The organism is Streptomyces tateyamensis, from assembly GCF_003205575.1.
Classification (GTDB): Bacteria; Actinomycetota; Actinomycetes; order Streptomycetales; family Streptomycetaceae; genus Kitasatospora; species Kitasatospora tateyamensis.
On sequence record NZ_PYBW01000036.1, the window covers coordinates 32,789 to 58,854 of the forward strand.

A 26,066-nucleotide genomic window follows, 5' to 3' on the forward strand; every position below is an offset into this window, starting at 1 on the left:
GTCCGGGGCTCGCCGGACCGGGACCTGACGAAAGCTCAGGCCACCGTCCAGGTGTCCGGGCCGGCCAGCAGGCCCGCCAGGTCGCCGGCCCCCTTCTGGGCCACCGCCTGCTCCAACTGCTCGGCCAGCTGGGTGTCGTAGACCGGCCGCTCGACGTCGCGGAAGACGCCGACCGGGGTGTGGTGCAACGCGTCGTTGCCCGCCAGCCGGGAGAGCGCGAAGGCCGTCACCGGGCTGGCCGCGTGCGCGTCGTGCACCAGCACCTGGGCCCGGTTGGCCTCGGTCACCTCGCGCACCTCCAGCTCGCCGGTGGCCGGGTCGCGGAAGACGCCGCGGTCGGCGAAGGCGATCGGCTCGCCGTGCTCCAGCCGGATCACCGCCTGGTCCGCGGTACCCGGGTCCTTGAGCACCTGGAAGGCGCCGTCGTTGAAGATCGGGCAGTTCTGGTAGATCTCCACCAGCGCGGTGCCCTCGTGCTGGGCGGCCGCCCGCAGCACCGACATCAGGCCGGGGCGGTCCGAGTCGACCGCCCGGGCCACGAAGGTGGCCTCGGCGCCCAGGGCCAGCGAGACCGGGTTGAACGGCGCGTCCAGCGAGCCCATCGGAGTGGACTTGGTGATCTTGCCCTGCTCCGAGGTCGGCGAGTACTGACCCTTCGTCAGCCCGTAGATCCGGTTGTTGAAGAGCAGGATCTTCAGGTTGACGTTGCGGCGCAGCGCGTGGATCAGGTGGTTGCCGCCGATCGAGAGCGCGTCGCCGTCACCGGTGACCACCCAGACGCTCAGATCGCGCCGGGTGGCGGCCAGCCCGGTGGCGATCGCCGGGGCCCGGCCGTGGATCGAGTGCATGCCGTAGGTGTTCATGTAGTACGGGAAGCGCGAGGAGCAGCCGATCCCGGAGACGAAGACGGTGTTCTCCCGCTTGATCCCCAGCTCCGGCATGAACGCCTGCACCGTGCCCAGGATCACGTAGTCCCCGCAGCCCGGGCACCAGCGCACCTCCTGGTCGCTCTTGAACTCCTTGGCGGTCTGCAGCGCCTCGGCCTTGGGGACCAGCTGCAGGCTACGGAACTCACCCATCAGTCCTCACTCCCGTCCAGGGTGCCGATCGCCGCCCACAGCACGTCCGCCAACTGGGCCGCCTTGAACGGCAGTCCGCGCACCTGGTTGTAGGACTGCGCATCCACCAGGTACTTCGCCCGCAGCAGCAGGGCGAGCTGGCCGAGGTTCATCTCGGGCACGATGACCTTCTCGTAACTTCCCAGCACCTGGCCCAGGTTGGCCGGGAACGGGTTGAGGTGGCGCAGGTGCGCCTGGGCGATCTGCGCCCCGTCCGCGCGCAGCCGGCGCACCGCGGCGGCGATCGGCCCGTAGGTCGAGCCCCAGCCGATCACCAGTACCCGGGCCGCCCCGTCCGGGTCGTCCACCTCGATCGGCGGCACCTCGATGCCGTCCACCTTGGCCTGCCGGGTGCGCACCATCAGGTCGTGGTTGGCCGGGTCGTAGGAGATGTTGCCGGTGCCGTCCTGCTTCTCGATGCCGCCGATCCGGTGCTCCAGCCCCGGCGTGCCCGGCAACGCCCAGGGGCGGGCCAGCGTGTGCGGGTCGCGCTTGTAGGGCCAGAACGCGCCCTCCTCGGTGTTCGGGCCGGTCGCGAAGTCAGGCTCGATCACCGGGAGTTCGTCGACCTCGGGGATCCGCCACGGCTCCGAGCCGTTGGCCAGGTAGCCGTCCGAGAGCAGGAAGACCGGGGTGCGGTAGGTGACCGCGATCCGGGCCGCCTCCAGCGCCGCGGTGAAGCACTCGGCCGGTGTGGCCGGGGCCACGATCGGCACCGGCGCCTCGCCGTTGCGCCCGAACATCGCCTGCAGCAGGTCGGCCTGCTCGGTCTTGGTCGGCAGACCGGTGGACGGGCCGCCGCGCTGGATGTCGATCACCAGCAGCGGCAGCTCCAGCGAGACCGCCAGCCCGATGGTCTCCGACTTCAGCGCCACGCCCGGACCGGAGGTGGTGGTCACGCCCAGCGACCCGCCGAAGGCCGCGCCCAGCGCCGCGCCGATGCCGGCGATCTCGTCCTCGGCCTGGAAGGTGCGCACGCCGAAGTTCTTGTGCTTGGACAGCTCGTGCAGGATGTCCGAGGCCGGGGTGATCGGGTACGAGCCGAGGAAGACCGGCAGGCCGGAGCGCTGGCCGGCCGCGATCAGGCCGTAGGAGAGCGCCAGGTTTCCGGAGATGTTGCGGTACCGCCCGGGCGCCAGCTTGGCCGGCGGCACCTCGTAGGAGACCGCGAAGTCCTCGGTGGTCTCGCCGAAGTTCCAGCCCGCCCGGAAGGCCAGGATGTTCGCCTCGGCGATGTCCGGCTTCTTGGCGAACTTGGTGCGCAGGAAGGACTCGGTGCCCTTGGTCGGCCGGTGGTACAGCCAGGAGAGCAGGCCCAGCGCGAACATGTTCTTCGCCCGCTCGGCGTCCTTGCGCAGCAGGCCGCTCTCCTTGAGCGCCTCCAGGGTCAGCGTGGTCAGCGGCACCTTGTGCAGGTGGAACGCGCTGAGCGAGCCGTCCTCCAGCGGGTCCGCCGCGTAGCCGACCTTGGCCAGCGCGCGCTTGGTGAACTCGTCGGTGTTGACGATGATCTCCGCACCGCGCGGCAGGTCGGCCAGGTTGGCCTTGAGCGCGGCCGGGTTCATCGCCACCAGCACGTTCGGCGCATCGCCCGGGGTCAGGATGTCGTGGTCGGCGAAGTGCAGCTGGAAGCTGGACACACCCGGCAGGGTGCCTTGGGGGGCCCGGATCTCGGCCGGGAAGTTCGGCAGGGTGGAGAGGTCGTTGCCGAAGGACGCCGTCTCCGAGGTGAAGCGGTCACCGGTGAGCTGCATGCCGTCACCCGAGTCGCCCGCGAACCGGATGATCACCCGGTCCAGCCGCCGGATCGGCTTGGCCCGGCGCGGCGCACCCGGGACCGGCCGCTCGCCCGGGCTCCCGCTCACTTCTGCCTGATCGACCTCGCTGGTCACTGCCGCGGACCTCCCTCAGGACCACCAGCCGTGGGCGTGAGCCGTGTGCTCCGTCCGTCTGGTGCACCGATCGCATCCTATGCGGGTTGGGAATCCCTTGGGCCTCAGCTAAAGCAAGAAGTCGCGGGCCGCTATTCCGGCGTTCGGCCAAGCGGGTGTCAGGAGTTGAGGTAGGTCAGCACGGCCAGCACCCGGCGGTGGTCCTCCTGGCTCTGGCCCAGGCCCAGCTTGGCGAAGATGTTCGAGACGTGCTTCTCCACCGCGCCGTCGGAGACCACCAGCTGCTTGGCGACTGCTGCATTGGTGCGCCCTTCGGCCATCAGGGCGAGCACCTCGCGCTCGCGCGGGGTCAGCCCGCTGAGCACGTCGCCGCGTCGGCTGCGGCTGAGCAGCTGCTGCACCACCTCCGGGTCCAGCGCGGTGCCGCCGGCCGCCACCCGGGTGACCGCGTCGGTGAACTCGCGCACCTCGGCCACCCGGTCCTTGAGCAGGTAGCCGATCCCCCGGGTGGAGCCGGCCAGCAGCTCGGCGGCGTACTGCTGCTCGACGTACTGCGAGAGCACCAGCACCCCGAGGTCCGGGTAGAGCCCGCGCAGCGCCACGCAGGCGCGCACTCCCTCGTCGGTGTGGGTCGGCGGCATCCGCACGTCGGCCACCACCACGTCCGGCAGCCGGCCGGCCGCGGCCAGGTCGTGCACCGCCTTGAGCAGCGACTCGCCGTCGCCGACCCCGGCCACCACCTCCAGGCCCCGGTCGGTCAGCAGCCGGGTCAGGCCCTCCCTGAGCAGGACGTTGTCCTCGGCGATGACGACGCGCAGCATGAGACGGCCTTCCCCCAGCAGTGAACGGTCCGTCACATGGTACGGATCGCGACCGCGTCGCACAGGCCCTGCAGGGCGGCCTTGGCCGGGCAGTCCGGCAGCGGGGCGAGCAGCGCGCGGGCCTCCTCGGCGTAGCGCAGCGTCTCCCGGCGGGCCCGCTCCAGCGCGGGGTGACGGCGCAGCAGGCGCAGCGCCTCGGCGTGCAGCTGATCGTCCGCCAGGTCCTGGCCGAGCAGCTCGCGCAGCCGCAGGTCCTCGGGGTCGTCCGGGTCCGCGGGCATCGCGCGCAGCAGCAGCACCGGCAGCGTGGGCACGCCCTCGCGCAGGTCGGTGCCGGGGGTCTTGCCGGACTCGTGCGAGTCGCTGGCGATGTCCAGCACGTCGTCGGCCAGCTGGAAGGCCAGGCCCATCTTCTCGCCGTACTCGGTGAGGATGTCCACCGCCCAGGGCTCGGCGCCGGCCATCAGCGCGCCGAACCGGCAGGAGACGGCGACCAGCGCGCCGGTCTTGCCGGCCAGCACGTCCAGGTAGTGGGTCAGCGGGTCGCCGGCGCCGGGGCCGGCCGTCTCCAGGATCTGGCCGGTGACCAGCCGCTCGAAGGCGTCGGCCTGGATCCGCACCGCCTCCGGGCCGAGGTCGGCCAGCACCTGGGAGGCGCGGGAGAAGAGGAAGTCGCCGGTGAGGATGGCCACCGAGTTGTCCCAGCGGGTGTTGGCGGTGGCCACCCCGCGGCGCACCGGGGCCTCGTCCATCACGTCGTCGTGGTACAGGGTGGCCAGGTGGGTCAGCTCGACCACCACGGCGGCCGGCACCACGCCGGTCGCGGTCGGGTCGCCGAACTGCGCGGCCAGCATCACCAGCAGCGGGCGGAACCGCTTGCCGCCGGCCTCCAGCAGGTGGCTCGCGGTGATGGTGATGAACGGGATCTCGCTCTTGACGGCCTCGGCGAGCGCCGCCTCGACGGCGTCCATGCCGGTCTGAACGTCACGGGTCAGGTCGCGGTCGTGCACGCTCAGCCCAAAGGGTCCCACGACGGTCACGAAGACCACTCCTGTCGCCGGTCGATCATGCGGTCCGGTCCCTGTTGCGGCCGCCCATCCCCAGCAGCGTATCGGGTCACGAGTGGATCACTGTACGGGCGTGCGGGTACGAGTGCGCCGGGTCCGCAGGGGTGGCCTGCGGACCCGGCTGGTCGTGCGCGGTCAGTGCCCGCTGAACATCGCCGCCTTGCTCGCCAGGTCGAGGAAGTACTGCGGCAGGACGCCCAGCCCCACGGTGGCGATCACGCCCAGCGAGATCGCGGTGGAGGTGAAGGCGCTGGGGATGGCCACCGCCGGGCCGTTCGGCTGAGGGTCGGAGAAGAACATCAGCACGATCACCCGGATGTAGAAGAACGCGGCCACCGCCGAGCTCAGCACACCGATGATCACCAGCGGGGTCGCGCCGCCCGCCGCCGCGGCCTGGAACACCGCGAACTTGCCGGTGAACCCGGCGGTCAGCGGGATCCCGGCGAAGGAGAGCAGGAAGAGCGCGAAGACCGCGGCCAGCAGCGGCGAGCGCCGCCCCAGGCCCGCCCAGCTGGACAGGTGGGTGGCCTCGCCCTTGGAGTCGCGCACCAGGGTGACCACCGCGAAGGCGCCCAGCGTGACGAAGGTGTACGCGAGCAGGTAGAAGAGCACCGCGCCCACCCCCTGCCGGTTGCTGGCGATCACCCCGGTCAGGATGAAGCCGGCGTGCGCGATCGAGGAGTAGGCCAGCAGCCGCTTCACGTCCTGCTGGGTCACCGCCAGGATCGCGCCGACCACCATGGTGAGGATCGCCACCGCCCACATCACCGGCCGCCAGTCCCAGCGCAGGCCGGGGAAGGCCACGTAGAACAGCCGCAGCAGGGCGCCGAAGGCGGCGACCTTGGTGGCCGCGGCCATGAAGCCGGTGACCGGGGTCGGGGCGCCCTGGTACACGTCCGGGGTCCAGGAGTGGAACGGGACCGCGCCGACCTTGAAGAACAGGCCGACCGCGACCATCGCCAGACCCACCAGCAGCAGCACGTCGTTCTGGGTGCTGCTGGCCAGCGCCGGGGTGGCGGGGGCGGTGCCGGCGATCACGTCGTGGATGTCCGGCAGCCGGAAGCTGCCCGCGTACCCGTACAGCAGTGCGCTGCCGAACAGGAAGAACGCGGAGGCGAAGGAGCCGAGCAGGAAGTACTTGACCGCCGCCTCCTGGGAGAGCAGCCGGCGCCGCCGGGCCAGCGCGCAGAGCAGGTACAGCGGCAGCGAGAAGACCTCCAGCGCCACGAACATGGTCAGCAGGTCGTTGGCGGCCGGGAAGAGCAGCATGCCGCCGATCGCGAACAGGGTCAGCGGGTAGACCTCGGTGGAGGCGAAGCCCGCCTTGGCGGCCTGCTTCTCCTGCTCGCCGCCGGGGGCGGCGGCGCCCTGGGCGGTGAAGGCGTCCAGCGGCACGCCGTCCACCCGCGGGTCCAGCCGCCGCTCGGCGTAGAGCAGCACGGCCAGCACGCCGGCCAGCAGGATCACGCCCTGCAGGAAGAGCGCGGGGCCGTCCAGCGCCACCGAGCCCATCGCGATCAGGCCGCTCTTGGTGGTGCCGTAGCCGTCGTTGGCCAGCACCAGCACCGCGACGAAGGCCGCCGCCAGGCCCGCCAGCGCCAGCGTCACCTGGGTGCCCCAGCGCAGCCGGCGGGGCAGGAAGGCCTCGGCCAGGATGCCGAGCACGGCGGCGCCGAAGACGATCAGCATCGGCGACAGCTGGCCGTACTCGATCTGCGGCGCCGGGATGCTCGCGGTGCCGCCACCGGCGGCGGCCATCCACAGGCTGTGGACATCGCTCACTTGGTCTCACCTCCGGCAGGGACGGCCACCGGGTGGGCGGGGGCCGGGTCGGTCTTGTGGACCTGGGAGAGGGTGTCGGCCACGGCCGGGTTCACCAGGTCGGTGAGCGGCTTGGGGTAGACGCCGAACACCAGGGTCAGCGCGATCAGCGGCACGGCCACCAGCAGCTCGCGCGCCTTCAGGTCGGCCATCCCGGCCACCTGCGGCTTGACCGGCCCGGTCATGGTGCGCTGGTAGAGCACCAGCACGTAGAGCGCGGCCAGCACGATGCCCAGGGTGGCGACGATGCCCAGCGCCGGGTACCGGGTGAAGGTCCCCACCAGCACCAGGAACTCGCTGACGAACGGGGCCAGCCCCGGCAGCGAGAGGGTGGCCAGGCCGCCGACCAGGAAGGTGCCGGCCAGCACCGGGGCCACCTTCTGCACCCCGCCGAAGTCGGCGATCAGCCGGGAGCCGCGCCGGGAGATCAGGAAGCCGGCGACCAGCATCAGCAGGGCGGTGGAGATGCCGTGGTTGACCATGTAGAGGGTGGCGCCGCTCTGGCCCTGACTGGTCATCGCGAAGATGCCCAGGATGATGAAGCCGAAGTGCGAGATGGAGGCGTAGGCCACCAGCCGCTTGATGTCCTTCTGACCCACCGCCAGCAGCGCGCCGTACACGATCCCGATCACCGAGAGCACCAGGATCGCCGGGGCGAAGAACCGCGAGGCGTCCGGGAACAGGCCCAGGCAGAACCGCAGCATCGCGAAGGTGCCGACCTTGTCGACCACCGCGGTGATCAGCACCGCGGTGCCGGCCGTGGCCTCGCCCATCGCGTTCGGAAGCCAGGTGTGCAGCGGCCAGAGCGGGGCCTTCACCGCGAAGGCGAAGAAGAAGCCGAGGAAGAGCGCCCGCTCGGCGTTGGTGTTGATCACCAGCTTGCCGTCGGCGATCGCACCGGTCAGGGTCTGCAGGTCGAAGGTGCCGAAGCCCTGGCCCTGCGCGACCACGTACAGCCCGATCACCGCGGCCAGCATGACCAGGCCGCCGAGCAGGTTGTAGAGCAGGAACTTGACCGCCGCGTAGGAGCGCTGACGGTCCGACTCCGGTCCGCCGGCCCGGTCGCCGAAGCCGCCGATCAGGAAGTACAGCGGGATCAGCATGGCTTCGAAGAAGACGTAGAACAGGAAGACGTCGGTGGCCAGGAAGGAGACGATCACCATCGCCTCGACGGCCAGGATCAGCGCGAAGAAGGCCTGGGTGCGGCGCTTGCTCTCGAAGGTCTGGCCCTCGGGGGCGGGCGCCCCCGTGACGGAGTCGCCGGTGCCCGGCGTCGGGTCGTGCCAGGAGGCCAGCATCACCAGCGGCACCAGCACCGCGGTGAGCAGCAGCAGCACCGCGCCGATGCCGTCCACGCCGAGCGAGAAGCTGATCCCGAAGGAGCGGATCCAGGCGTGCTGCTCGGTCAGCTGGTAGCGCGGGCCGCCGGTCTTGAACTGCGCGGCGACCAGGCCGGCCAGCGCCAGGGTGGCGGCCGAGACGGTCAGCGCCACCGCCTTGGTGGCGCGCCGCCGGGACTCGCTCGACCCGGCCGGAAGTGCGGCGGTCAGGACCGCCCCGGCGGCCGGGACGGCGCAGGTGGCGGTGAGCAGGGCACTCATGCCGCCACCCCCTGACGGTCCATCGGAGTACTCATGCCGACCTCATCAGGAGAGTGGTGGCGACCAGCACCAGCGTGCCGCCGAACATGGAGAGGGCGTAGGAGCGGACGTAGCCGTTCTGGACCCGCCGCAGCCGGCTGGAGACGCCCCCGATGGTGGCGGCCAGCCCGTTGACGAAGCCGTCCAGGCCCTTGATGTCGAAGTAGACCAGCGCCGCCGCCAGCGCGGAGCCGGGGCGGACCAGCACCGCGTGGTTGAAGTCGTCCTGCAGCAGGTCGCGGCGGGCCGCCCGGGTGAGCGGCGAGCCGATCGGCGGGACGACCGGCACCTCGCCGCGCCCGTACATCAGGTAGGAGACGCCGACGCCGGCCAGCATGCAGGCGATGGTCAGCCCGGTGACCACGCCGGAGGGCAGCGGCGAGTGGCCCTCGCTGTGCCCGGTGACCGGCTCCAGCCAGCGCAGGAAGGAGCTGTTCAGGGTGAACAGGCCGCCGGCGAAGACCGAGCCGAAGGCCAGCAGGATCATCGGCACCGTCATCGAGGCGGGCGACTCGTGCGGGTGCGGCATGCGCTCCTCGCCCGCGGCGGAGCCGCTCGTGTCCGCCGTCGGCCGCCAGCGCTTCTGGCCGAAGAAGGTCAGCAGCATCACCCGGGTCATGTAGAACGCGGTGACCGCGGCGCCGACCAGGGTGACCAGGCCGAGGATCCAGCCCTCGGTGCCGCCCTTGGCGAAGGCGGCCTCGATGATCTTGTCCTTGGAGAAGTACCCGGACAGGAACGGGAAGCCGATGATCGCCAGGTAGCCGAGCGCGAAGGTGACGAAGGTGATCGGCATGTACTTGCGCAGGCCGCCGTAGTGACGCATGTTCACCTCGTCGTCCATGCCGTGCATGACCGACCCGGCGCCGAGGAAGAGCCCGGCCTTGAAGAAGCCGTGGGTGACCAGGTGCATGATCGCGAAGACGTAGCCGATCGGACCCAGGCCCGCGGCCAGCACCATGTAGCCGATCTGCGACATGGTCGAGCCGGCCAGCGCCTTCTTGATGTCGTCCTTGGCGCAACCGACGACCGCACCGAAGATCAGCGTGACCGCGCCCACGCAGACCACCGCGGTCTGCGCGTCCGGGGCCAGGTCGAAGACCGCGTGCGAGCGGGTGATCAGGTAGACGCCGGCGGTCACCATGGTGGCCGCGTGGATCAGCGCGGAGACCGGGGTCGGGCCCTCCATCGCGTCGCCGAGCCAGCTCTGCAGCGGCACCTGGGCCGACTTGCCGCAGGCCGCGAGCAGCAGCATCAGGCCGATCGCGGTCAGCTTGCCCTGACTGGCCTGGGGCGCGTTCTCGAACACCCCCGCGAAGGAGAAGTCCCCGAACTGGGTGAACATCAGCATGATCGCGATCGACAGGCCGACGTCGCCGACCCGGTTGACCAGGAAGGCCTTCTTGGCCGCGGTGGCCGCGCTCGGCTTGTGCTGCCAGAACCCGATCAGCAGGTACGAGGCGAGGCCCACGCCCTCCCAACCGACGTACAGCAGCAGGTAGTTGTCCGCCAGCACCAGGATCAGCATGGCGGCCAGGAACAGGTTGAGGTAGCCGAAGAACCGGCGGCGGCGCTCGTCGTGCGCCATGTAGCCCACCGAGTAGAGGTGGATCAGGGTGCCGACACCGGTGATCAGCAGCACGAAGGTGATCGACAGCTGGTCCAGTTGGAAGGCGGCGTCGGCCCGGAAGCCGGCCACCGGGATCCAGCTGAACAGCTTGACGTGCACGGCCCGGTCGTCGGCCGGGCGGCCCAGCATGTCGAAGAAGAGGACCAGTCCGAAGGCGAAGGAGAGCGCTGCGGCGAGCGTGCCCAGCCAGTGGCCGAAGCGGTCGAGCACCCGCCCGCCGAGCAGCAGCAGGGCAGCTCCGGCCAACGGCGCTGCGACGAGCAGCGGGATGAGTGAGTTCACGTGGGGCCCCTACAGCTTCATCAGGTTGCTGTCGTCGACCGAAGCCGAGTGCCTGGTCCGGAAGATGCTCACGATGATGGCCAGGCCCACCACCACCTCGGCCGCGGCGACCACCATGGTGAAGAAGGCCAGGATCTGGCCGTCCAGGTTGCCGTGCAGCCGGGAGAAGGTGACCAGTGCCAGGTTCGAGGCGTTCAGCATCAGCTCCACGCACATGAAGAGCACGATGGCGTTGCGCCGCACCAGCACGCCGGCCGCCCCGATGGTGAAGAGCAGGGCTGCCAGGTAGAGGTAGTTGACCGGGTTCACTGCTCCTCCTCCGGGTTCTGACGGTGCGTCGGCTCACCGGGCACGGTCTCCAGCGCACCCCGCTGTTTCGGGGCCGCCGGGCGCCCGGAGGCGGGCCGGCCCAGCCACTCGGCGCTGCTGTCCTCCAGCTCGGCCATCCGGCGCAGCATGTCCTGGCTGACGTCGCGGATCTGGCCGCGCTCGCGCAGCGTGCTCATCACCGAGTCCTCGGCGACGGTGCCGTCCGGCAGCAGTGCGGCGATGTCCACCGCGTTGTGCCGGGCGTAGACGCCGGGTGCCGGCAGCGGCGGGACCTGCACGTTGTCCCTGACCCGCTGGGCGGCCAGCTCGCGCTGGGTGCGCGGGGCGGTCACGTGCTCGCGGTGGGTCAGCACCATGGCGCCGATCGCCGCGGTGATCAGCAGTGCGCCGGTGACCTCGAAGGCCCAGACGTACTTGGTGAAGATCAGCCGGGCCAGGCCCTGCACGTTGCCCTCGGCGTTGGCCTCGGCCAGGCCGCTGAAGTGGCCGAGCCGGGCGTGGGCGATGCCGGCGATCAGCAGCACCCCGAAGCCCAGGCCGGTCAGCACCGCGGCCACCCGCTGGCCCTTCAGCTGCTCCTTGACCGAGTCGGCCGCCGAGACGCCGACCAGCATCACCACGAAGAGGAAGAGCATCATGATCGCGCCGGTGTAGACCACGATCTGCACCACGCCCAGGAAGACCGCGCCCTGGGCCAGGTAGCAGACCGCCAGCGACAGCATGGTGGCGGCCAGGCAGAGCGCGCTGTGCACGGCCCTGCGGCAGAGCAGCATGCCCAGCGCGCCGCCGACCGCGAGCACCGCGAGCACCCAGAACTGGACCGCCTCGCCGGTGGAGGTCATGAGGTCACCTCGCGATCGTGCTGGGGCTGGGTGACCGTGCCGGGTGCGGCCTGGGTGACCTCGCCGCGGTAGTAGTCGCCCTCATCGGTGCCGGGGGGCATCGCGTGCGGCGGCGCCACCATGCCCTCGGTGAGGCCGGCCAGCAGCTGCTCCTTGGTGAAGATCAGGTCCTTGCGCGAGGAGTCGGCCAGCTCGTACTCGTTGGTCATGGTGAGCGCGCGGGTCGGACAGGCCTCGATGCACAGGCCGCACAGGATGCAGCGGGCGTAGTTGATCTGGTAGACCGCGCCGTACCGCTCGCCCGGGGAGTAGCGCTCCTCGTCGGTGTTGTCGGCGCCTTCCACGTAGATCGCGTCCGCCGGGCAGGCCCAGGCGCACAGCTCGCAGCCGACGCACTTCTCCAGCCCGTCCGGGTGCCGGTTGAGCTGGTGGCGGCCGTGGAAGCGGGGCGCGGTGGGCTTCTTCTGCTCCGGGTACTGCTCGGTCAGCCGCTTCTTGAACATGGCCTTGAAGGTCACGGCGAAGCCCGCGGCGGGTCCCAGCAGCGACGGCTTGTCGTCGGAGGTGGGCATCCGGTTCAGCTCCCTTCGGACTGGTTGGCGCCGTTCAGCGCATCCTGCAGGTCATCGGCCGGCGGCTGGACCTGCGGCACCCGGCTGCGACGCCGGGGCACCGGGGGCAGTTGCTGGCCGGGCAGCGGCGGGACCGGGTAACCGCCCGCCATCGGGTCGAACTCGGCGGCGGCAGGCGCCGCCTGGTCCTTCTGCTCCTGCTGGCGGCCCTCCTTGTCGCGCAGCGTGTCCCACAGCAGCGAGAGCAGCAGCAGCGCGCAGACCGGCGCGCCCACGTAGAGCACCACGTCGCCGAAGCCGTAGCCCTGGTTGCGCAGCGCCCGGACACTGGAGACCATCACCAGCCAGACCAGCGAGACCGGGATCAGCACCTTCCAGCCCAGCTTCATGAACTGGTCGTAGCGCAGCCGGGGCAGCGTGCCGCGCAGCCAGATGAAGAAGAAGAGCAGCAGCTGGATCTTGACGGTGAACCAGAGCAGCGGCCACCAGCCGTGGTTGGCACCGGCCCAGAAGGCGGAGATCGGCCACGGGGCCCGCCAGCCGCCCAGGAAGAGGGTGGAGGCGACCGCCGAGACGGTGACCATGTTGACGTACTCGGCCAGCATGAACATCGCGAACTTCAGCGAGCTGTACTCGGTGTTGAACCCGCCGACCAGCTCGCCCTCGGCCTCCGGCAGGTCGAACGGGGCCCGGTTGGTCTCGCCCACCATCGCGATGATGTAGACGATGAACGAGACCGGCAGCAGGCAGGCGAACCAGGTCGGCTGCTGCGACTCGACGATCTGCGAGGTGGACATCGAGCCGGAGTAGATGAACACCGCGGCGAACGAGAGGCCCATCGCGATCTCGTAGGAGATCATCTGCGCCGAGGAGCGCAGGCCGCCGAGCAGCGGGTAGGTCGAGCCGGAGGACCAGCCGGCCAGCACGATCCCGTAGATCCCGATCGAGGCGGTGGCCAGGATGTAGAGCAGCGCCACCGGCAGGTCGGTCAGCTGCATCGGGGTGCGGGTGCCGAAGATGGAGATCTCGTTGTCGGCCGGGCCGAACGGGATCACCGCGAAGGCCATGAAGGCCGGGATCGCGGCGACCACCGGCGCCAGGACGAAGACCACCTTGTCGGCCTTGGCGACCACCAGGTCTTCCTTGAGCGCCAGCTTCACGCCGTCGGCCAGCGACTGCAGCATGCCCCAGGGCCCGTGCCGGTTGGGCCCGATCCGCAGCTGCATCCAGGCGACGACCTTGCGCTCCCAGACGATCGAGATCAGCACGGTGACGACCAGGAAGGCGAAGCAGAACACCGCCTTCAGCAGCACCAGCCACCACGGATCGCGACCGAAGAAGCCGAGCGTCTCGTAGGCGGCGGCGATCGGCACGTCAACGACGTTGGCCATCACTCCTCCTCCCCGGCGGGGGCGATGGTCACCAGGTGACCGACCGTGGTGCCGAGTCGGCGGTACACGCTGCTCGGTGGGGGCACCTCCCGGCCGAAGGCCGGGAGGGAATTGAGCGGCAGCCAGACCGTGCGGTCGGGCAGCTCGGGGTGGATCTGCAGCGGCAGCACCAGCGAGCCGGCCGGGCCGGTGACCCGGAGCCGGTCGCCCGCGCCGATCTCGGCGGCGGTGGTGGGCGAGAGCCGGGCCACCGCCGGGTGCCGGGTGCCGGCCAGGTGCTCGTCACCCTGCTGGAGCGTGCCGCGGTCCAGCAGCTGGCGCCAACCGGCCAGCACCGCCTGCCCGGTGGCCGGGCGGGGCAGCGGGGCGGGGTGGCCGGCCGGGGCCGCCGGGCGGTCGCCCTCCCACGGGGTGAAGGCGTTCAGCTCGCGGCGCGCGGCGGTGACGTCGGGCAGCCCGAGCCGGTGGCCGAGCGCCTCGGCCAGCATGTCCAGCACCTTCAGGTCGCTGCTCAGGTGCCGCCCCATCAGCTGATCGGGCTTCATGGCGGCCTCGAAGAGCCGCACCCGGCCCTCCCAGTTCAGGAAGGTGCCGGCCTTCTCGGCCACGGCGGCCACCGGCAGCACCACGTCGGCCTGTTCGGTGACGGCGGACGGGCGCAGCTCCAGCGCGACCACGAAGCCGGCCCGGGCCAGCGCCTCGTCGACCAGCTGCGGGTCCGGCAGGTCGTCCGGGTCGATCCCGCCGAGCACCAGCGCGTCCAGGTCACCGGCGGCCGCGGCGGCCAGGATCTGGCCGGTGTCGCGGCCGAGCCGAGCGGGCAGGTCGGACACGCCCCAGGCGGCCTCGGCCTCGGCCCGGGCGGCCGGCACGGTGACCGGGCGCCCGCCGGGCAGCAGGCCCGGCAGCGCGCCGGCCTCCAGCGCCCCGCGCTCGCCGGCCCGGCGCGGCACCCAGGCCAGCCGGGCGCCGGTGGCGTGCGAGAGCCGCAGCGCGGCGGTGAGCGCGCCGGCCACCTGGGCCAGCCGCTCGCCGACCATGATCACCGCGCCCGGCCGGCGCAGCAGCGCGGCGGCGGCCCCGGCCTCCTCGGTCAGCGGCTCCTCGGCCGCCAGGGCGCCGAGCCACTCGGCCTCGGTGCCCGGGGCGGCCGGCAGCAGCGTGCCGCCGAGCTTGGTCAGACCGCGGGAGCGGTGGTCGGCGATCGCGTGCACCTGGAGGGTGCCCCTGCGGGCCGCCTTGCGCAGCCGCAGGAAGACGATCGGCGACTCCTCCTCGGGCTCGAAGCCCGCGAGCAGCACCACCGGCGCCTGCTCCAGCATCTCGTAGCTGACCGCCGTGCCCCCGAGGTCCACGCCGCGCCCGGCCACCTGGTGGGCCAGGAAGTCGGCCTCCTCGGCGCTGTGCGGGCGGGCCCGGAAGTCCACGTCGTTGGTGCCGAGCACCACCCGGGCGAACTTGGCGTAGGCGTAGGCGTCCTCGACGGTGACCCGGCCGCCGGTGAGCACCGCGGCACGGGCGCCGGCCAGGCCCTCGGCGGCCGCGCGCAGCGCCTGCGGCCAGGAGGTGGGGACCAGCTCGCCGGTGGCCGCGTCGCGCACCAGCGGGCTGGTGAGCCGGTCGCGCTGCTGGGCGTAGCGGAAGGCGAACCGGCCCTTGTCGCAGTTCCACTCCTCGTTGACCGCCGGCTCCTCGCCGGCCAGCCGGCGCAGCACCTTGCCGCGCCGGTGGTCGGTGCGCAGCGAGCACCCCGAGGAGCAGTGCTCGCAGACGCTGGGCGAGGAGACCAGGTCGAACGGGCGGGAGCGGAACCGGTAGGCGGCCGAGGTGAGCGCGCCGACCGGGCAGATCTGGATGGTGTTGCCGGAGAAGTAGGACTCGAAGTCGTCGCCCGCGCCGGTGCCGACCTGCTGCAGCGCGCCGCGCTCGACCAGCTCGATGAACGGGTCGCCGGCGATCTGCTGGGAGAACCGGGTGCAGCGGGCGCAGAGCACGCAGCGCTCGCGGTCCAGCAGCACCTGGGTGGAGATCGGGACCGGCTTCTCGTAGGTCCGCTTCATCCCGTCGAACCGGGACTCACCCTGGCCGTTGGACATCGCCTGGTTCTGCAGCGGGCACTCGCCGCCCTTGTCGCAGACCGGGCAGTCCAGCGGGTGGTTGATCAGCAGCAGCTCCATCACCCCGCGCTGGGCCTTCTCGGCCACCGCGGAGCTGAGCTGGGTGCGGACCACCATGCCCTCGGCCACCGGGATGGTGCAGGAGGCGACCGGCTTGCGCTGGCCCTCGATCTCCACGATGCACTGGCGGCAGGCGCCGGCCGGGTCCAGCAGCGGGTGGTCGCAGAACCGGGGCACCTGGGTGCCGATCTGCTCGGCCGCCCGGATCACCAAGGTGCCCTTGGGGACCTGGACTTCGACGCCGTCGATGGTGAGCGTGACGAGCTCGACGGCTGTGGTGGAAGGCTCTGTGACGGTCACGCGTGCACCTCCCTCTCGGTGGCGGGGCTGGGGGCCGCGGCACGCTGGCCGTCGGCCCAGACGGTGCTGGCGGCCGGGTCGAACGGGCAGCGGCGCTCGGTGAGGTGCTGCTCGTACTCGGCGCGGAAGTGCTGCAGCGAGGAGACGATCGGGCTGGCCGCACCGTCGCCGAGCGCGCAGAAGGACTTGCCGTTGATGTTGTCGGCGATGTCCAGCAGCTTCTCCAGATCGCCCGGCTCGCCCTGGCCGGCCTCGATCCGCTTGAGCAACTGGACCAGCCAGTAGGTGCCTTCGCGGCACGGGGTGCACTTGCCGCAGGACTCGTGGGCGTAGAACTCGGTCCACCGGGTGACCGCGCGGACCACGCAGGTGGTCTCGTCGAAGACCTGGAGCGCCTTGGTGCCCAGCATCGAGCCGGCCGCGCCCACACCCTCGTAGTCGAGCGGCACGTCGAGGTGCTCGTCGGTGAACATCGGGGTGGAACTGCCGCCCGGGGTCCAGAACTTGAGCCGGTGACCGGCGCGGATCCCGCCGCTGACGTCGAGCAGCTGACGCAGCGTCACACCGAGCGGGGCCTCGTACTGGCCGGGGTTGGTGACGTGCCCGGAGAGCGAGTAGAGGGTGAAGCCGGGGGACTTCTCGGTGCCCAGCGAGGTGAACCACTCCTTGCCGCGGACCAGGATCGGCGGCACCGAGGCGATCGACTCGACGTTGTTCACCACGGTCGGGCAGGCGTACAGGCCGGCGATGGCCGGGAACGGCGGGCGCAGCCGGGGTTGGCCGCGCCGGCCCTCCAGCGAGTCCAGCAGCGCCGTCTCCTCGCCGCAGATGTAGGCGCCGGCGCCCGCGTGCACGGTGATGTCCAGGTCGAAGCCGCTGCCCAGGATGTTGCTGCCGAGGTAGCCGGCCCGGTAGGCCTCGGCCACCGCGGCGTGCAGCCGGCGCAGCACCGGGACCACCTCGCCGCGCAGGTAGATGAAGGCGTGGTTGCAGCGGATCGCGTAGGAGGCGATCACCATGCCCTCGATCAGCGCGTGCGGGTTGGCGAAGAGCAGCGGGATGTCCTTGCAGGTCCCGGGCTCGGACTCGTCGGCGTTGACCACCAGGTAGTGCGGCTTGCCGTCGTTCTGCGGGATGAACTGCCACTTCAGCCCGGTGGGGAAGCCGGCGCCGCCGCGGCCGCGCAGGCCCGCGTCCTTGACCAGGGCGATCAGGGCGTCGGGGTCCATCTCCAGCGCCGTCCGCAGGCCCTGGTAGCCGTCGTGCCGGCGGTAGGTCTCCAGGGTCCAGGGCCGGTGGTCGTCCCAGGAGGCGGAGAGCACCGGGCTGAGCAGCTTCTCGGCCGGCTCGGTCGCGGTCATCACGCGTCACTCCCTTCGCCTCGCGGCGACACCACCCGGGCGCCGGGGGTGCCGGGCAGCTGTTCGCCCTTGGCCAGCCGCAGGCCGGCCAGGCTGGGCGCGCCGCCCGCGCCGGACTCGTCGTTGGCGCCCTCGCGCTCGTCGGGGAAGCCCGCCAGGATCCGCGCGCTCTCCTTGAACGAGCACAGCCGAGCGCCCCGGGTGGGCCGGACCTCACGGCCGGCCCGCAGGTCGTCGACCAGCTGCCTGGTGCTGTCCGGGGTCTGGTTGTCGAAGAACTCCCAGTTGACCATCACCACGGGGGCGTAGTCGCAGGCCGCGTTGCACTCGATGTGCTCGATCGAGATCTCGCCGTCCTCGGTGGTCTCGTTGTTGCCGATCCCGAGGTGCTGCTGGAGCTCGGCGAAGATCTGGTCGCCGCCGAGCACCGCGCACAGCGTGTTGGTGCACACGCCCACGTGGTGCTTCCCGGCCGGGCGGCGGCGGTACATGGTGTAGAACGTGGCCACCGCCGTCACCTCGGCCGTGGTGAGGTCCAACTGCTCGGCGCAGAAGCGGATCCCGGTGGTGCTGACGAACCCCTCCTCGGCCTGGACCAGGTGCAGCAGCGGCAGCAGGGCGGACCGGGACTGCGGGTAGCGGGCGATCAACTCCGCGGCGTCGGCCGCGAGTCGCTCGTGCACCTCCGCTGGGTAGGGCTTGGCCGGCATGGCCGGCAGCCCGAGCTCAGTGCTTGTCTCAGAAGGGCTCACCGGTCCACGCCTCCCATCACCGGGTCGATCCCGGCCACCGCGACGATCACGTCGGCCACTTGGCCGCCCTCGCACATCGCCGCCATCGATTGCAGGTTGGTGAACGACGGGTCGCGGAAGTGCACCCGGTACGGGCGGGTCCCGCCGTCGCTCACCACGTGCACGCCGAGTTCGCCCTTGGGCGACTCGACTGCCGTGTACGCCTGGCCGACCGGGACCCGGAAGCCCTCGGTGACCAGCTTGAAGTGGTGGATCAGGGCCTCCATCGAGGTGCCCATGATCTCCCTGATGTGGTCCAGCGAGTTGCCCATCCCGTCCGGGCCGACGGCCAGTTGGGCGGGCCAGGCGATCTTCTTGTCGCCCACCATCACCGGGCCGGGGGCCAGCCGGTCCAGGCACTGCTCGACGATCCGCAGCGACTGGCGCATCTCCTCCAGGCGGATCAGGAACCGCCCGTAGGAGTCCGCGGTGTCGGCCACCGCCACGTCGAACTCGTAGTTCTCGTAGCCGCAGTAGGGATCGGTCTTGCGCAGGTCCTGGGGCAGGCCGGTGGCCCGCAGGATCGGGCCGGTGGCACCGAGGGCCAGGCAGCCGGCCAGGTCCAGGAAGCCGACGTCGACCAGGCGGGCCTTGAAGATCGGGTTGCCGGTGGCCAGCTTGTCGTACTCGTGCATCCGGGAGCGGAACAGCTTGACCGCCTCGCGGATCTGGTCGACCGCGCCCGGGGGCAGGTCCTGGGCCAGGCCGCCGGGCCGCACGTAGGCGTGGTTCATCCGCAGGCCGGTGACCAGCTCGAAGATGTCCAGGATGAGTTCGCGGTCCCGGAAGCCGTAGATCATCAGCGTGGTGGAGCCGATCTCCATGCCGCCGGTGGCCAGTGCCACCAGGTGCGAGGTGATCCGGTTGAGCTCCATCATCATCACCCGGATCACGGTGGCCCGGTCCGGTACCTGCTCGGTGATGCCGAGCAGCTTCTCGACCGCCAGGCAGTAGGCGGTCTCGTTGAACAGCGGGGTCAGGTAGTCCATCCGGGTCACGAAGGTGGTGCCCTGGACCCAGGAGCGGAACTCCATGTTCTTCTCGATGCCGGTGTGCAGGTAGCCGATGCCGCACCGGGCCTCGGTGACCGTCTCGCCGTCGATCTCCAGGATCAGGCGCAGCACGCCGTGGGTGGAGGGGTGCTGCGGGCCCATGTTGACGATGATCCGCTCGTCGTCGGCCTGCGCGACGGCGTCCACCACCTCGCCCCAGTCGCCGCCGGTGACGGTGAAGACCCGGCCCTCGGTCGTCTCGCGGGAGCCCGCCTCCTCGAAGGGGGCCGCGGTTCCAGGATTGTTGGCCATCAGCTGTACGACCTCCGCTGGTCGGGCGCCGGGATCTGGGCGCCCTTGTACTCGACGGGGATGCCTCCGAGCGGGTAGTCCTTGCGCTGCGGGTGGCCCAGCCAGTCGTCCGGCATCATGATCCGGGTGAGCGCCGGGTGGCCCTCGAACACGATCCCGAAGAAGTCGTAGGCCTCCCGCTCGTGCCAGTCGTTGGTCGGGTAGACGCTGACCACCGAGGGGATCCGCGGGTCGGCGTCCGGTGCGGTGACTTCGACCCGGATCAGCCGGTTGTGGGTGATCGAGCGCAGGTGGTAGACCGCGTGCAGCTCCCGCCCGGACTCCTGCGGGTAGTGCACGCCGCTGACGCCCAGGCAGAGCTCGAAGCGCAGCGCCGGGTCGTCGCGCAGCGTGCGCATCACGGCCGGCAGGTGCTCGCGGGCGATCTGGAAGGTGAGCTCGCCACGGTCCACCACGGTCTTCTCGATCACCTGAGCGACCGTCAGCTCCTGCTCCTCCAGGGCGCCTTCGAGCTCGTCCGCGACCTCGTCGAACCAGCCGCCGTACGGGCGTTCGGCCGGCGCGGGCAGCACGATGGCCGCCGCCAGGCCGCCGAAGCCGGAGGTGTCGCCGGTGCCGTGGGCACCGAACATGCCCTGCCGCTTGCCGACCACCTCGATCGGCAGCTCGGTGCGGCCACCAGGGATCTCGCTCATCGCAGCAGCCCCCGCATCTCGCTGGTCGGGGTGGCGTCCAGGGCCAGCTCCTCGGCCAGCTCCTGGGCCCGGAGCTTGTTCACGCCGAGCGGCTCGGCCTGGATCTTCTCGTGCAGTTTGATGATCGCGTCCAGCAGCATCTCCGGGCGCGGCGGGCACCCCGGCAGGTAGATGTCGACCGGGACGATGTGGTCCACGCCCTGGACGATCGCGTAGTTGTTGAACATGCCGCCGGAGGAGGCGCAGACGCCCATCGAGATGACCCACTTGGGATTGGCCATCTGGTCGTAGACCTGGCGCAGCACCGGCGCCATCTTCTGGCTCACCCGGCCGGCCACGATCATCAGGTCGGACTGCCGGGGCGAGGCGCGGAACACCTCCATGCCGAACCGGGCCAGGTCGTACCGGCCGGCGCCGGTGGTCATCATCTCGATGGCGCAGCAGGCCAGCCCGAACGTGGCCGGGAAGAGCGAGGACTTTCTCACCCACCCCGCGGCGCTCTCCACCGTGGTGAGCAGAAAACCGCTCGGCAGCTTCTCCTCGATTCCCATCTACCCATCCCTCTCAGTGGCCTCAAATCCCGCTGATCACTGCGGTGTTGCCCGGCCTGCTCAGTCCCACTCCAGGCCGCCGCGACGCCAGACGTAGGCGTAGGCGACGAAGACGGTGGCGATGAACAGGAGCATCTCGACCAGCCCGAAGATCCCCAGGGCGTCGAAGCTGACCGCCCACGGGTAGAGGAAGACGATCTCGATGTCGAAGACGATGAAGAGCATCGCCGTCAGGTAGTACTTGATCGGGAACCGACCGCCGCCCTCCGGCTGCGGGGTCGGCTCGATGCCGCACTCGTAGGCTTCCAACTTGGCCCGGTTGTAGCGCTTGGGGCCGGTCAGCGAGGCCATCGTGACGGAGCCGACCGCGAACGCCGCCGCGATGGCACCGAGTACGAGGATCGGCGCGTAGGCATTCATCTGCCCGCTCCCTCCGTCCAGTCGTCCTTGACTGCAGATCGGAACCGCCGGGTCACTGTGGGGTGATCCGGGTGCTCCGGTTCCCGTGATCCACCTCATGTGAGGCAGTTCACAAGGCCCGGAACGAGCGCATCCTATGCCCGTCCGCTTGTGATCTGCGACACGCAGTTCAGGACGATCTTTGTGATCTACACCACCTCGCAGACCGGTAGCCATGGCGACAAGTCCCGAGATATGAACACATAGAACCGAGATGGTCGCAAACAGTCACAATCCTTGGGGAAAGGACTGGTCAGAGCCATCGGCCTATATCAACTATCCAGCGATCATCGCAAATTTCGGAGGATCATTTCGCCGTGCTAGGAACCCTCACTCGACCGGGTGGCCACCGCCGGGCGCCTGCTTGACCTTTCGTTCACAAGCTCACGAACGGCGGGGTCGTCGGCTGCGCGGGGCACGGTGGACCGGCCGCCCGGGTGGCCGTCGGCGCTGGGAGGGCAAGCAGCGGGGGGCCGGCGACGACCCCGCGAGGGGCGGGTGCTTGTGAAGGGGTTCGCATGGGCGGATCCCGGCTCGGATTCGCCCGTGCGACCAACGGCGCTACGCCTCGGCGGACTCCGGCGCGGAGGCGGGCACGGTCTGCGCAACCGGGGCCGCGGCGGGGACGGCCCCGGCCGAGCGGAAGGCGACGGCCGAGTACACGCCGCCCAGGACCGCCAGCAGCGCACCGCCGCTGAGGATCGAGTCGATGCCGCCGACGTGCAGCCCGGCCACGCTGCCGTGGCTGAACCGCCAGGCCGCCGCCATCGGCCCGGCCAGCGCCATGCCGGTGACGCCCGCCACCTGCTGGACCGGGTTGAAGGCCGAGAAGACCCGGCCGAGGTACTCCTTGGCCACCGACTCCATCACCAGCGGGGCGATCGCCATGTTGACCGCGATCAGCGCCGGTCCGAGCAGCGCGATCAGCACCAGGGCGGACCAGAAGGTGGTCATCCGGGCGTAGGCCAGCAGCAGCAGGCCGAGCAGGGCCAGCCCCAGTGGGAAGGTGACCCGGTGCCCGTACCTGGTGGCCAGCGGGGTGACCAGCACGGCGCCGCCCAGCATGCCGAGCCCGAGCGCCATGTCGAGGATGCCGAAGTAGCTCTTGTCCGCGTGCAGGTTGTCGGTGACGAAGAAGAGGTTGACCGTGTTGAGCGCCCCGACACCCACCGAGATCAGCGCGATCGCGATCAGCAGCGCCCGCACCACCCGGTTGCCGGCCGCCATCCGCATGCCCTCCCGCAGTTCGGCCAGCACCCCGGCGGGCACGGCCGGTTCGGCCTCGGCCGGGGCCGGGCGCACGCTCAGCGCGCGGACCAGCAGGAAGGAACCGACGTAGGAGAGCGCGTTGATCAGCAGCGCCCACTGGGTGCCCGCGGTGAAGAGCAGCGGGGCGGCCAGCGGCGGGCCGACGATGCCGGCCACCGCCTGGGTGGTCTGGCCGATCCCGGCGGCCCTGGTCCGCTGTCCCTCGGGCACCACCTCGCCGGTGACGGCGAACCGGGCCGGATTGAAGAACTGGGAGAGAGCGGTGTTGAGGAAGACCGCGAGGTAGACCACGGCCACCAGGACGCCGCCCGGCACGGTGTGGGCCGGCAGGAAGGCGAGCAGGGCGACCGCGCCGATCAGCACGGCGCGAGCCGCGTCGGCTCCCATCATGGTCCGCCGGTGGTCCCCCCAGCGGTCCACGTAGACCCCGGCGATCGGAGCCACCAGCAGCGCGGCCAGCGCCACGGTGACCAGCAGGCCCGAGACGGCGAGTGGTGCGGCGCTGCCGTGCACCAGTTCGGTGCCGACCCAGAGGGTCAGCGTGGTGTCGAAGACGAAATCCCCGGTCAGCGAGATGGCCTGACCACTCCACAGAAGTGTGAAGTCCCTGTTGATGATGCGCACGGGCGCACATCCTGACACGAACGTTCGAACACTGACAAGAGTTCGACGAATGATCGGTCGGGAAGCTGGGCATGCACGGTGTGCACATGACACACTGCCAGCGCCCACCAGACCGAAAGGCCGTCAGATGTCCCGGACCCGCCTCACCGTCGCGGCGGCTGCCGCCACGCTCGCGCTCTGCGCGACCAGCGCCGCCTCCGCCGCCACCGTCTCCCCCGACGCCCGGCCGGTGCAGGCCACCACCGCGAGCTGCGGCTACACGCCCGCCGTGCCCGCCGACAACTTCAAGGGCATCCCGGTCTTCGATCCGGCCAAGGCCGCGCAGCCGTACCACGCCACGCTGCGCACCAGCCAGGGCGCGATCACCTTCCAGGCGCTCACCGACGCGGCGCCGTGCACCACGTTCTCGTTCCGCTTCCTCAGCGAGCACCACTACTTCGACCGCAGCCACTGCCACCGGTTGACCACCCAGCGGCTGTGGGTCCTGCAGTGCGGCGACCCCACGGGGACCGGCAGCGGCGGCCCCGGCTACTCGTTCCCCGACGAGAACCTGACCGGCGCCACCTACCCCGCCGGGACGGTGGCGATGGCCAACGCGGGGCCGAACACCAACGGGAGCCAGTTCTTCTTCGTCTGGAAGGACACCAAGCTCTCCCCCGCCTACACGCCGTTCGGCAAGGTGACCGCCGGGCTGGACGTGCTGCAGAAGATCGCCGCGGGTGGCGAGGACGACCAGAACGCCCCGGGCGACGGCTTCCCGACCCTGCCGGTGGACATCCGCTCGGTGCACATCGGCCGCTGACGCCGCGTCGGGCCACGAGCTGCCCCCGCCCGCCGTACGGGGCCGGGCGGGGGCTTCACCGCCGGTCTGCGCGCACCCGGCGCGGCCGGCGGAGGGTCCAGGGGTCTGGGGTCGGCGGTCAGGGGTCGGCGGTCAGCTGCGGACCGCCGCCGGCTCCGGCTGCGGCGCCACGGCGGTCGGCACCGCCTGCGCGGCCGCCGGGCTCGGAGCCGCGCCGAGCGCACGCCGGGCCGGCACCAGCAGGGCGGCCAGCGCGGCCGCCAGGCAGAACCCGGCGAGCAGCGTGAACCCGTCGGTGTAGCCCGACTCGAAGGGCCGGCCGGAGGCCTGCAGGTGGCCGGTGACCAGGCCGGTCATCAGGGCGGCGCCGATCGAACCGCCGATGGTGCGGATGTTGGCGTTCATGCCGGTGGCCGCCCCGGTCTGCGCGGCGGGCACGCTCTGCACGATCAGGTTGCTCATCGAGGCATAGGCCAGGCCGATGCCGAGGCCGAACACCCCGGCCGCCAGCGCGACCTGCCACGGCTGCCCGTGCCAGGCGGCCAGGATCGCGCAGGCCACCGAGCCCAGCACGGCACCCGAGACGAGCTGCGCCTTCGCGGGGAAGCGCCCGGCCAGCCGCCCGCTGAGCACCCCGGCGACGAACATCGCGACCAGCATCGGCAGCATCAGCAGCCCGGCACCGGTCACGCTCGACCCGAAGCCGTAGCCCGCCGAGGACGGGGTCTGGGCGAACCCGGGCAGGAAGGCCCAGACCGCGTACATCCCGGCACCGAAGAGCAGCGCGGCGGTGTTGGTCGTCCAGACCGCGGGCAGCCGCATGATCCGCAGGTCGATCAGCGGGTTGCGGGAACGGGCCTCGGCCAGCGCCCAGAGGGCGAACAGCACCACGGCCAGCACCAGCAGGCCGATCACCGAGCCGGATCCCCAGCCCCACTTGGCCGCCTGACTGATCGGCAGCAGCAGCGCCACCAGCCAGCCCGAGAGCAGCACCGAGGCGAGCCAGTTGACGCTCCCTTCGGTGCGCTGCGGCGACTCGGGCACGTAGCGGTGGGCGATCAGCGCGGTGATCGCGACGATGATCACCGGGAACCAGAAGAGCCAGCGGTAGTCCAGCGCGGTGACGATGGGTCCGGCCAGCACCATGCCCAGGCCGCTGCCCACCGCGATGACCGCGGACAGGTTGCTGATGCCGGTGGGCACCCGGGCCGCGGGGAACTCGTCGCGGATGATGCCGAAGGAGAGCGGGAAGAGCGCGCCGGCGATGCCCTGGATGACCCGGGCGACGATCAGCACGGCGATGTTGGGGGCGAGCGCGGCGGCCAGGCAGCCGGCCAGCAGCGCGATCAGCGCTCCGACCAGGGTGCGCTTCTTGCCGACCAGGTCGCCGACCCGGCCGAGGATCGGGGTGAAGATCGACGCGGAGAGCAGGTAGGCGGTCATCACCCAGGTGACCGTGGCCTGCGAGGTGTGCATCGCGTGCTGGACGGTCGGCAGGGCGGGCGTGATCAGCGATTGGAGCAGGGCGAAGACACCGGCTCCGGTGGCGAGCACGCCGAAGGTGAGGCGATTGGTCTGGCGGTTCATCGAACCTTCTCTGGACGCGGGCCAGGAGTGGAAGCGCCTCGAACTGCTAAAGTGGAGGCGTTCCTCCAGATTAGCGGAGGCACCCCTCCGTTTCAACCGGCCCGCCCGGACCGGTCGCCGAAAAGAGGTTTCCGTGTCCTCGGAACAGGTAGTGGTCAGCGAGTTCCTCGCGGCCCAGCGACCGCGCCGCACCGATGCCGCGCGCAACTTCGACGCGCTGCTCGCGGCCGCTCGCGAGGCCTTCGCCGAGCATGGCGCCGAGGCCTCGCTGGAGGACATCGCCCGCCGCGCGGGGGTGGGGATCGGCACCCTCTACCGCAACTTCCCGACCCGCAAGCACCTGTTCGAGACGGTCTACGCCAACGAGGTCAACGACCTGAGCCTGGTCGCCGAGGAGCTGGCCGGCGAGCCGCCGTGGCAGGCGCTGCACGGCTGGCTGCAGCGCTTCGTGGACTACACCGTGACCAAGCGCGCGATCCGGGACGCCCTGGCGGGCGAGGAGAGCGACGTCTTCCTCGCCTGCCGCAAGTCGATGTTCGACGCGGGCGAGCCCCTGCTCGAGCGGGCCCAGCGGGCCGGCCAGGTGCGCCCCGACATCACCATCGACGACCTGCTGCGCCTGGTCTCCGGCATCAGCTCGGTCGCCTACCCCGAGGAGGGGCAGCGCGACCGGGTGCTCGCCATCGCCCTGGACGGCGTGCGGGCCGCGGCCCGCTGAGCGGGGCCCGCACGGCCGGCCG

The 26,066-nt window shown here is 71.2% G+C and carries 22 protein-coding genes; 2 read left to right on the top strand and 20 right to left on the bottom strand.

Annotated elements, in window-relative coordinates; genetic code table 11:
• Positions 1-35 precede the first annotated feature (35 nt).
• The 19 genes from C7C46_RS11575 to C7C46_RS11665 all read right to left on the bottom strand — a co-directional run bounded on the left by C7C46_RS11575 (position 36) and on the right by C7C46_RS11665 (position 23,045).
• A complete protein-coding gene (locus tag C7C46_RS11575) occupies positions 36-1,079 on the bottom strand; it encodes a 2-oxoacid:ferredoxin oxidoreductase subunit beta (RefSeq protein WP_110668488.1) in 1,044 nt (347 codons plus the stop codon).
• Positions 1,079-2,983 (bottom strand): 2-oxoacid:acceptor oxidoreductase subunit alpha, encoded by a 1,905-nt coding sequence (locus C7C46_RS11580; RefSeq protein ID WP_245984358.1) that lies wholly within the window; start codon positions 2,981-2,983, stop codon positions 1,079-1,081. The genes C7C46_RS11575 and C7C46_RS11580 overlap by 1 nt, the downstream gene beginning before the upstream one ends.
• A gap of 185 nt (positions 2,984-3,168) precedes the next feature.
• Positions 3,169-3,828 carry a response regulator transcription factor gene (locus C7C46_RS11585; RefSeq protein WP_110668544.1) on the bottom strand — a complete coding sequence of 220 codons (660 nt, stop codon included), beginning with the start codon at positions 3,826-3,828 and terminating at the stop codon, positions 3,169-3,171.
• 35 nt (positions 3,829-3,863) lie between these two features.
• Entirely contained in the window at positions 3,864-4,871 is a 1,008-nt protein-coding gene (locus C7C46_RS11590; protein ID WP_110668492.1) for a polyprenyl synthetase family protein, read from the bottom strand.
• A 162-nt stretch (positions 4,872-5,033) separates the two neighbouring features.
• Positions 5,034-6,656: an NADH-quinone oxidoreductase subunit NuoN gene (gene nuoN / locus C7C46_RS11595; RefSeq protein WP_110668545.1), complete on the bottom strand. Its 1,623-nt coding sequence runs from the start codon at positions 6,654-6,656 to the stop codon at positions 5,034-5,036.
• A 20-nt stretch (positions 6,657-6,676) separates the two neighbouring features.
• Positions 6,677-8,320, bottom strand: a complete 1,644-nt coding sequence (locus tag C7C46_RS11600) for an NADH-quinone oxidoreductase subunit M (RefSeq protein WP_110668494.1) — start codon at positions 8,318-8,320, stop codon at positions 6,677-6,679.
• Positions 8,321-8,351: 31 nt separating this feature from the next.
• Positions 8,352-10,271: an NADH-quinone oxidoreductase subunit L gene (gene nuoL, locus C7C46_RS11605; protein ID WP_110668496.1), complete on the bottom strand. Its 1,920-nt coding sequence runs from the start codon at positions 10,269-10,271 to the stop codon at positions 8,352-8,354.
• 9 nt (positions 10,272-10,280) lie between these two features.
• The gene (gene nuoK, locus C7C46_RS11610) at positions 10,281-10,580 is read right to left on the bottom strand and encodes an NADH-quinone oxidoreductase subunit NuoK (protein WP_110668498.1); all 300 of its coding nucleotides are present in this window, start codon (positions 10,578-10,580) and stop codon (positions 10,281-10,283) included.
• The gene (locus tag C7C46_RS11615; RefSeq protein WP_110668500.1) at positions 10,577-11,443 is read right to left on the bottom strand and encodes an NADH-quinone oxidoreductase subunit J; all 867 of its coding nucleotides are present in this window, start codon (positions 11,441-11,443) and stop codon (positions 10,577-10,579) included. Before C7C46_RS11615 ends, nuoK begins: the two co-directional genes overlap by 4 nt.
• Positions 11,440-12,015 carry an NADH-quinone oxidoreductase subunit NuoI gene (nuoI, locus tag C7C46_RS11620; protein WP_110668501.1) on the bottom strand — a complete coding sequence of 192 codons (576 nt, stop codon included), beginning with the start codon at positions 12,013-12,015 and terminating at the stop codon, positions 11,440-11,442. The genes C7C46_RS11615 and nuoI overlap by 4 nt, the downstream gene beginning before the upstream one ends.
• A 5-nt stretch (positions 12,016-12,020) precedes the next feature.
• Positions 12,021-13,406 carry an NADH-quinone oxidoreductase subunit NuoH gene (nuoH, locus tag C7C46_RS11625; RefSeq protein ID WP_110668503.1) on the bottom strand — a complete coding sequence of 462 codons (1,386 nt, stop codon included), beginning with the start codon at positions 13,404-13,406 and terminating at the stop codon, positions 12,021-12,023.
• Positions 13,406-15,883 (bottom strand): NADH-quinone oxidoreductase subunit G, encoded by a 2,478-nt coding sequence (locus tag C7C46_RS11630; protein WP_110668504.1) that lies wholly within the window; start codon positions 15,881-15,883, stop codon positions 13,406-13,408. Before C7C46_RS11630 ends, nuoH begins: the two co-directional genes overlap by 1 nt.
• Positions 15,880-17,244, bottom strand: a complete 1,365-nt coding sequence (gene nuoF, locus C7C46_RS11635) for an NADH-quinone oxidoreductase subunit NuoF (protein WP_110668506.1) — start codon at positions 17,242-17,244, stop codon at positions 15,880-15,882. The genes C7C46_RS11630 and nuoF overlap by 4 nt, the downstream gene beginning before the upstream one ends.
• The gene (gene nuoE / locus C7C46_RS11640; RefSeq protein ID WP_110668507.1) at positions 17,244-17,954 is read right to left on the bottom strand and encodes an NADH-quinone oxidoreductase subunit NuoE; all 711 of its coding nucleotides are present in this window, start codon (positions 17,952-17,954) and stop codon (positions 17,244-17,246) included. The genes nuoF and nuoE overlap by 1 nt, the downstream gene beginning before the upstream one ends.
• A gap of 38 nt (positions 17,955-17,992) precedes the next feature.
• Positions 17,993-19,339, bottom strand: coding sequence for an NADH-quinone oxidoreductase subunit D (locus tag C7C46_RS11645; protein WP_110668509.1), 1,347 nt, complete (start codon positions 19,337-19,339; stop codon positions 17,993-17,995).
• The gene (locus tag C7C46_RS11650; protein WP_110668510.1) at positions 19,339-20,034 is read right to left on the bottom strand and encodes an NADH-quinone oxidoreductase subunit C; all 696 of its coding nucleotides are present in this window, start codon (positions 20,032-20,034) and stop codon (positions 19,339-19,341) included. The genes C7C46_RS11645 and C7C46_RS11650 overlap by 1 nt, the downstream gene beginning before the upstream one ends.
• Positions 20,031-20,585 (bottom strand): NuoB/complex I 20 kDa subunit family protein, encoded by a 555-nt coding sequence (locus tag C7C46_RS11655; RefSeq protein ID WP_110668512.1) that lies wholly within the window; start codon positions 20,583-20,585, stop codon positions 20,031-20,033. The genes C7C46_RS11650 and C7C46_RS11655 overlap by 4 nt, the downstream gene beginning before the upstream one ends.
• Positions 20,586-20,645: 60 nt before the next feature.
• Positions 20,646-21,005 carry an NADH-quinone oxidoreductase subunit A gene (locus C7C46_RS11660; protein WP_110668514.1) on the bottom strand — a complete coding sequence of 120 codons (360 nt, stop codon included), beginning with the start codon at positions 21,003-21,005 and terminating at the stop codon, positions 20,646-20,648.
• Positions 21,006-21,605: 600 nt separating this feature from the next.
• Positions 21,606-23,045 carry an MFS transporter gene (locus C7C46_RS11665; RefSeq protein ID WP_425470051.1) on the bottom strand — a complete coding sequence of 480 codons (1,440 nt, stop codon included), beginning with the start codon at positions 23,043-23,045 and terminating at the stop codon, positions 21,606-21,608.
• 19 nt (positions 23,046-23,064) lie between these two features.
• Here C7C46_RS11665 and C7C46_RS11670 point away from each other — a divergent pair, with 19 nt between their 5' ends.
• Positions 23,065-23,739 carry a peptidylprolyl isomerase gene (locus C7C46_RS11670; RefSeq protein WP_110668518.1) on the top strand — a complete coding sequence of 225 codons (675 nt, stop codon included), beginning with the start codon at positions 23,065-23,067 and terminating at the stop codon, positions 23,737-23,739.
• Positions 23,740-23,871: 132 nt separating this feature from the next.
• Here the strand turns inward: C7C46_RS11670 and C7C46_RS11675 are convergent, their stop codons facing one another.
• Entirely contained in the window at positions 23,872-25,326 is a 1,455-nt protein-coding gene (locus C7C46_RS11675) for an MFS transporter (RefSeq protein ID WP_110668519.1), read from the bottom strand.
• 133 nt (positions 25,327-25,459) lie between these two features.
• Here C7C46_RS11675 and C7C46_RS11680 point away from each other — a divergent pair, with 133 nt between their 5' ends.
• Positions 25,460-26,044 carry a TetR/AcrR family transcriptional regulator gene (locus C7C46_RS11680; protein ID WP_181442302.1) on the top strand — a complete coding sequence of 195 codons (585 nt, stop codon included), beginning with the start codon at positions 25,460-25,462 and terminating at the stop codon, positions 26,042-26,044.
• Positions 26,045-26,066 lie beyond the last annotated feature (22 nt).

Excerpts from the sequence above, each read along its gene's own strand:
- C7C46_RS11575 (WP_110668488.1), bottom strand. The coding sequence starts at position 1,079 with ATGGGTGAGTTCCGTAGCCTGCAGCTGGTCCCCAAGGCCGAGGCGCTG.
- nuoN (WP_110668545.1), bottom strand. The coding sequence starts at position 6,656 with ATGGCCGCCGCCGGTGGCGGCACCGCGAGCATCCCGGCGCCGCAGATC.
- C7C46_RS11600 (WP_110668494.1), bottom strand. The coding sequence starts at position 8,320 with ATGAGTGCCCTGCTCACCGCCACCTGCGCCGTCCCGGCCGCCGGGGCG.
- C7C46_RS11615 (WP_110668500.1), bottom strand. The coding sequence starts at position 11,443 with ATGACCTCCACCGGCGAGGCGGTCCAGTTCTGGGTGCTCGCGGTGCTC.
- nuoI (WP_110668501.1), bottom strand. The coding sequence starts at position 12,015 with ATGCCCACCTCCGACGACAAGCCGTCGCTGCTGGGACCCGCCGCGGGC.
- nuoH (WP_110668503.1), bottom strand. The coding sequence starts at position 13,406 with ATGGCCAACGTCGTTGACGTGCCGATCGCCGCCGCCTACGAGACGCTC.
- nuoF (WP_110668506.1), bottom strand. The coding sequence starts at position 17,244 with ATGACCGCGACCGAGCCGGCCGAGAAGCTGCTCAGCCCGGTGCTCTCC.
- nuoE (WP_110668507.1), bottom strand. The coding sequence starts at position 17,954 with ATGCCGGCCAAGCCCTACCCAGCGGAGGTGCACGAGCGACTCGCGGCC.
- C7C46_RS11645 (WP_110668509.1), bottom strand. The coding sequence starts at position 19,339 with ATGGCCAACAATCCTGGAACCGCGGCCCCCTTCGAGGAGGCGGGCTCC.
- C7C46_RS11650 (WP_110668510.1), bottom strand. The coding sequence starts at position 20,034 with ATGAGCGAGATCCCTGGTGGCCGCACCGAGCTGCCGATCGAGGTGGTC.
- C7C46_RS11655 (WP_110668512.1), bottom strand. The coding sequence starts at position 20,585 with ATGGGAATCGAGGAGAAGCTGCCGAGCGGTTTTCTGCTCACCACGGTG.
- C7C46_RS11660 (WP_110668514.1), bottom strand. The coding sequence starts at position 21,005 with ATGAATGCCTACGCGCCGATCCTCGTACTCGGTGCCATCGCGGCGGCG.
- C7C46_RS11670 (WP_110668518.1), top strand. The coding sequence starts at position 23,065 with ATGTCCCGGACCCGCCTCACCGTCGCGGCGGCTGCCGCCACGCTCGCG.
- C7C46_RS11675 (WP_110668519.1), bottom strand. The coding sequence starts at position 25,326 with ATGAACCGCCAGACCAATCGCCTCACCTTCGGCGTGCTCGCCACCGGA.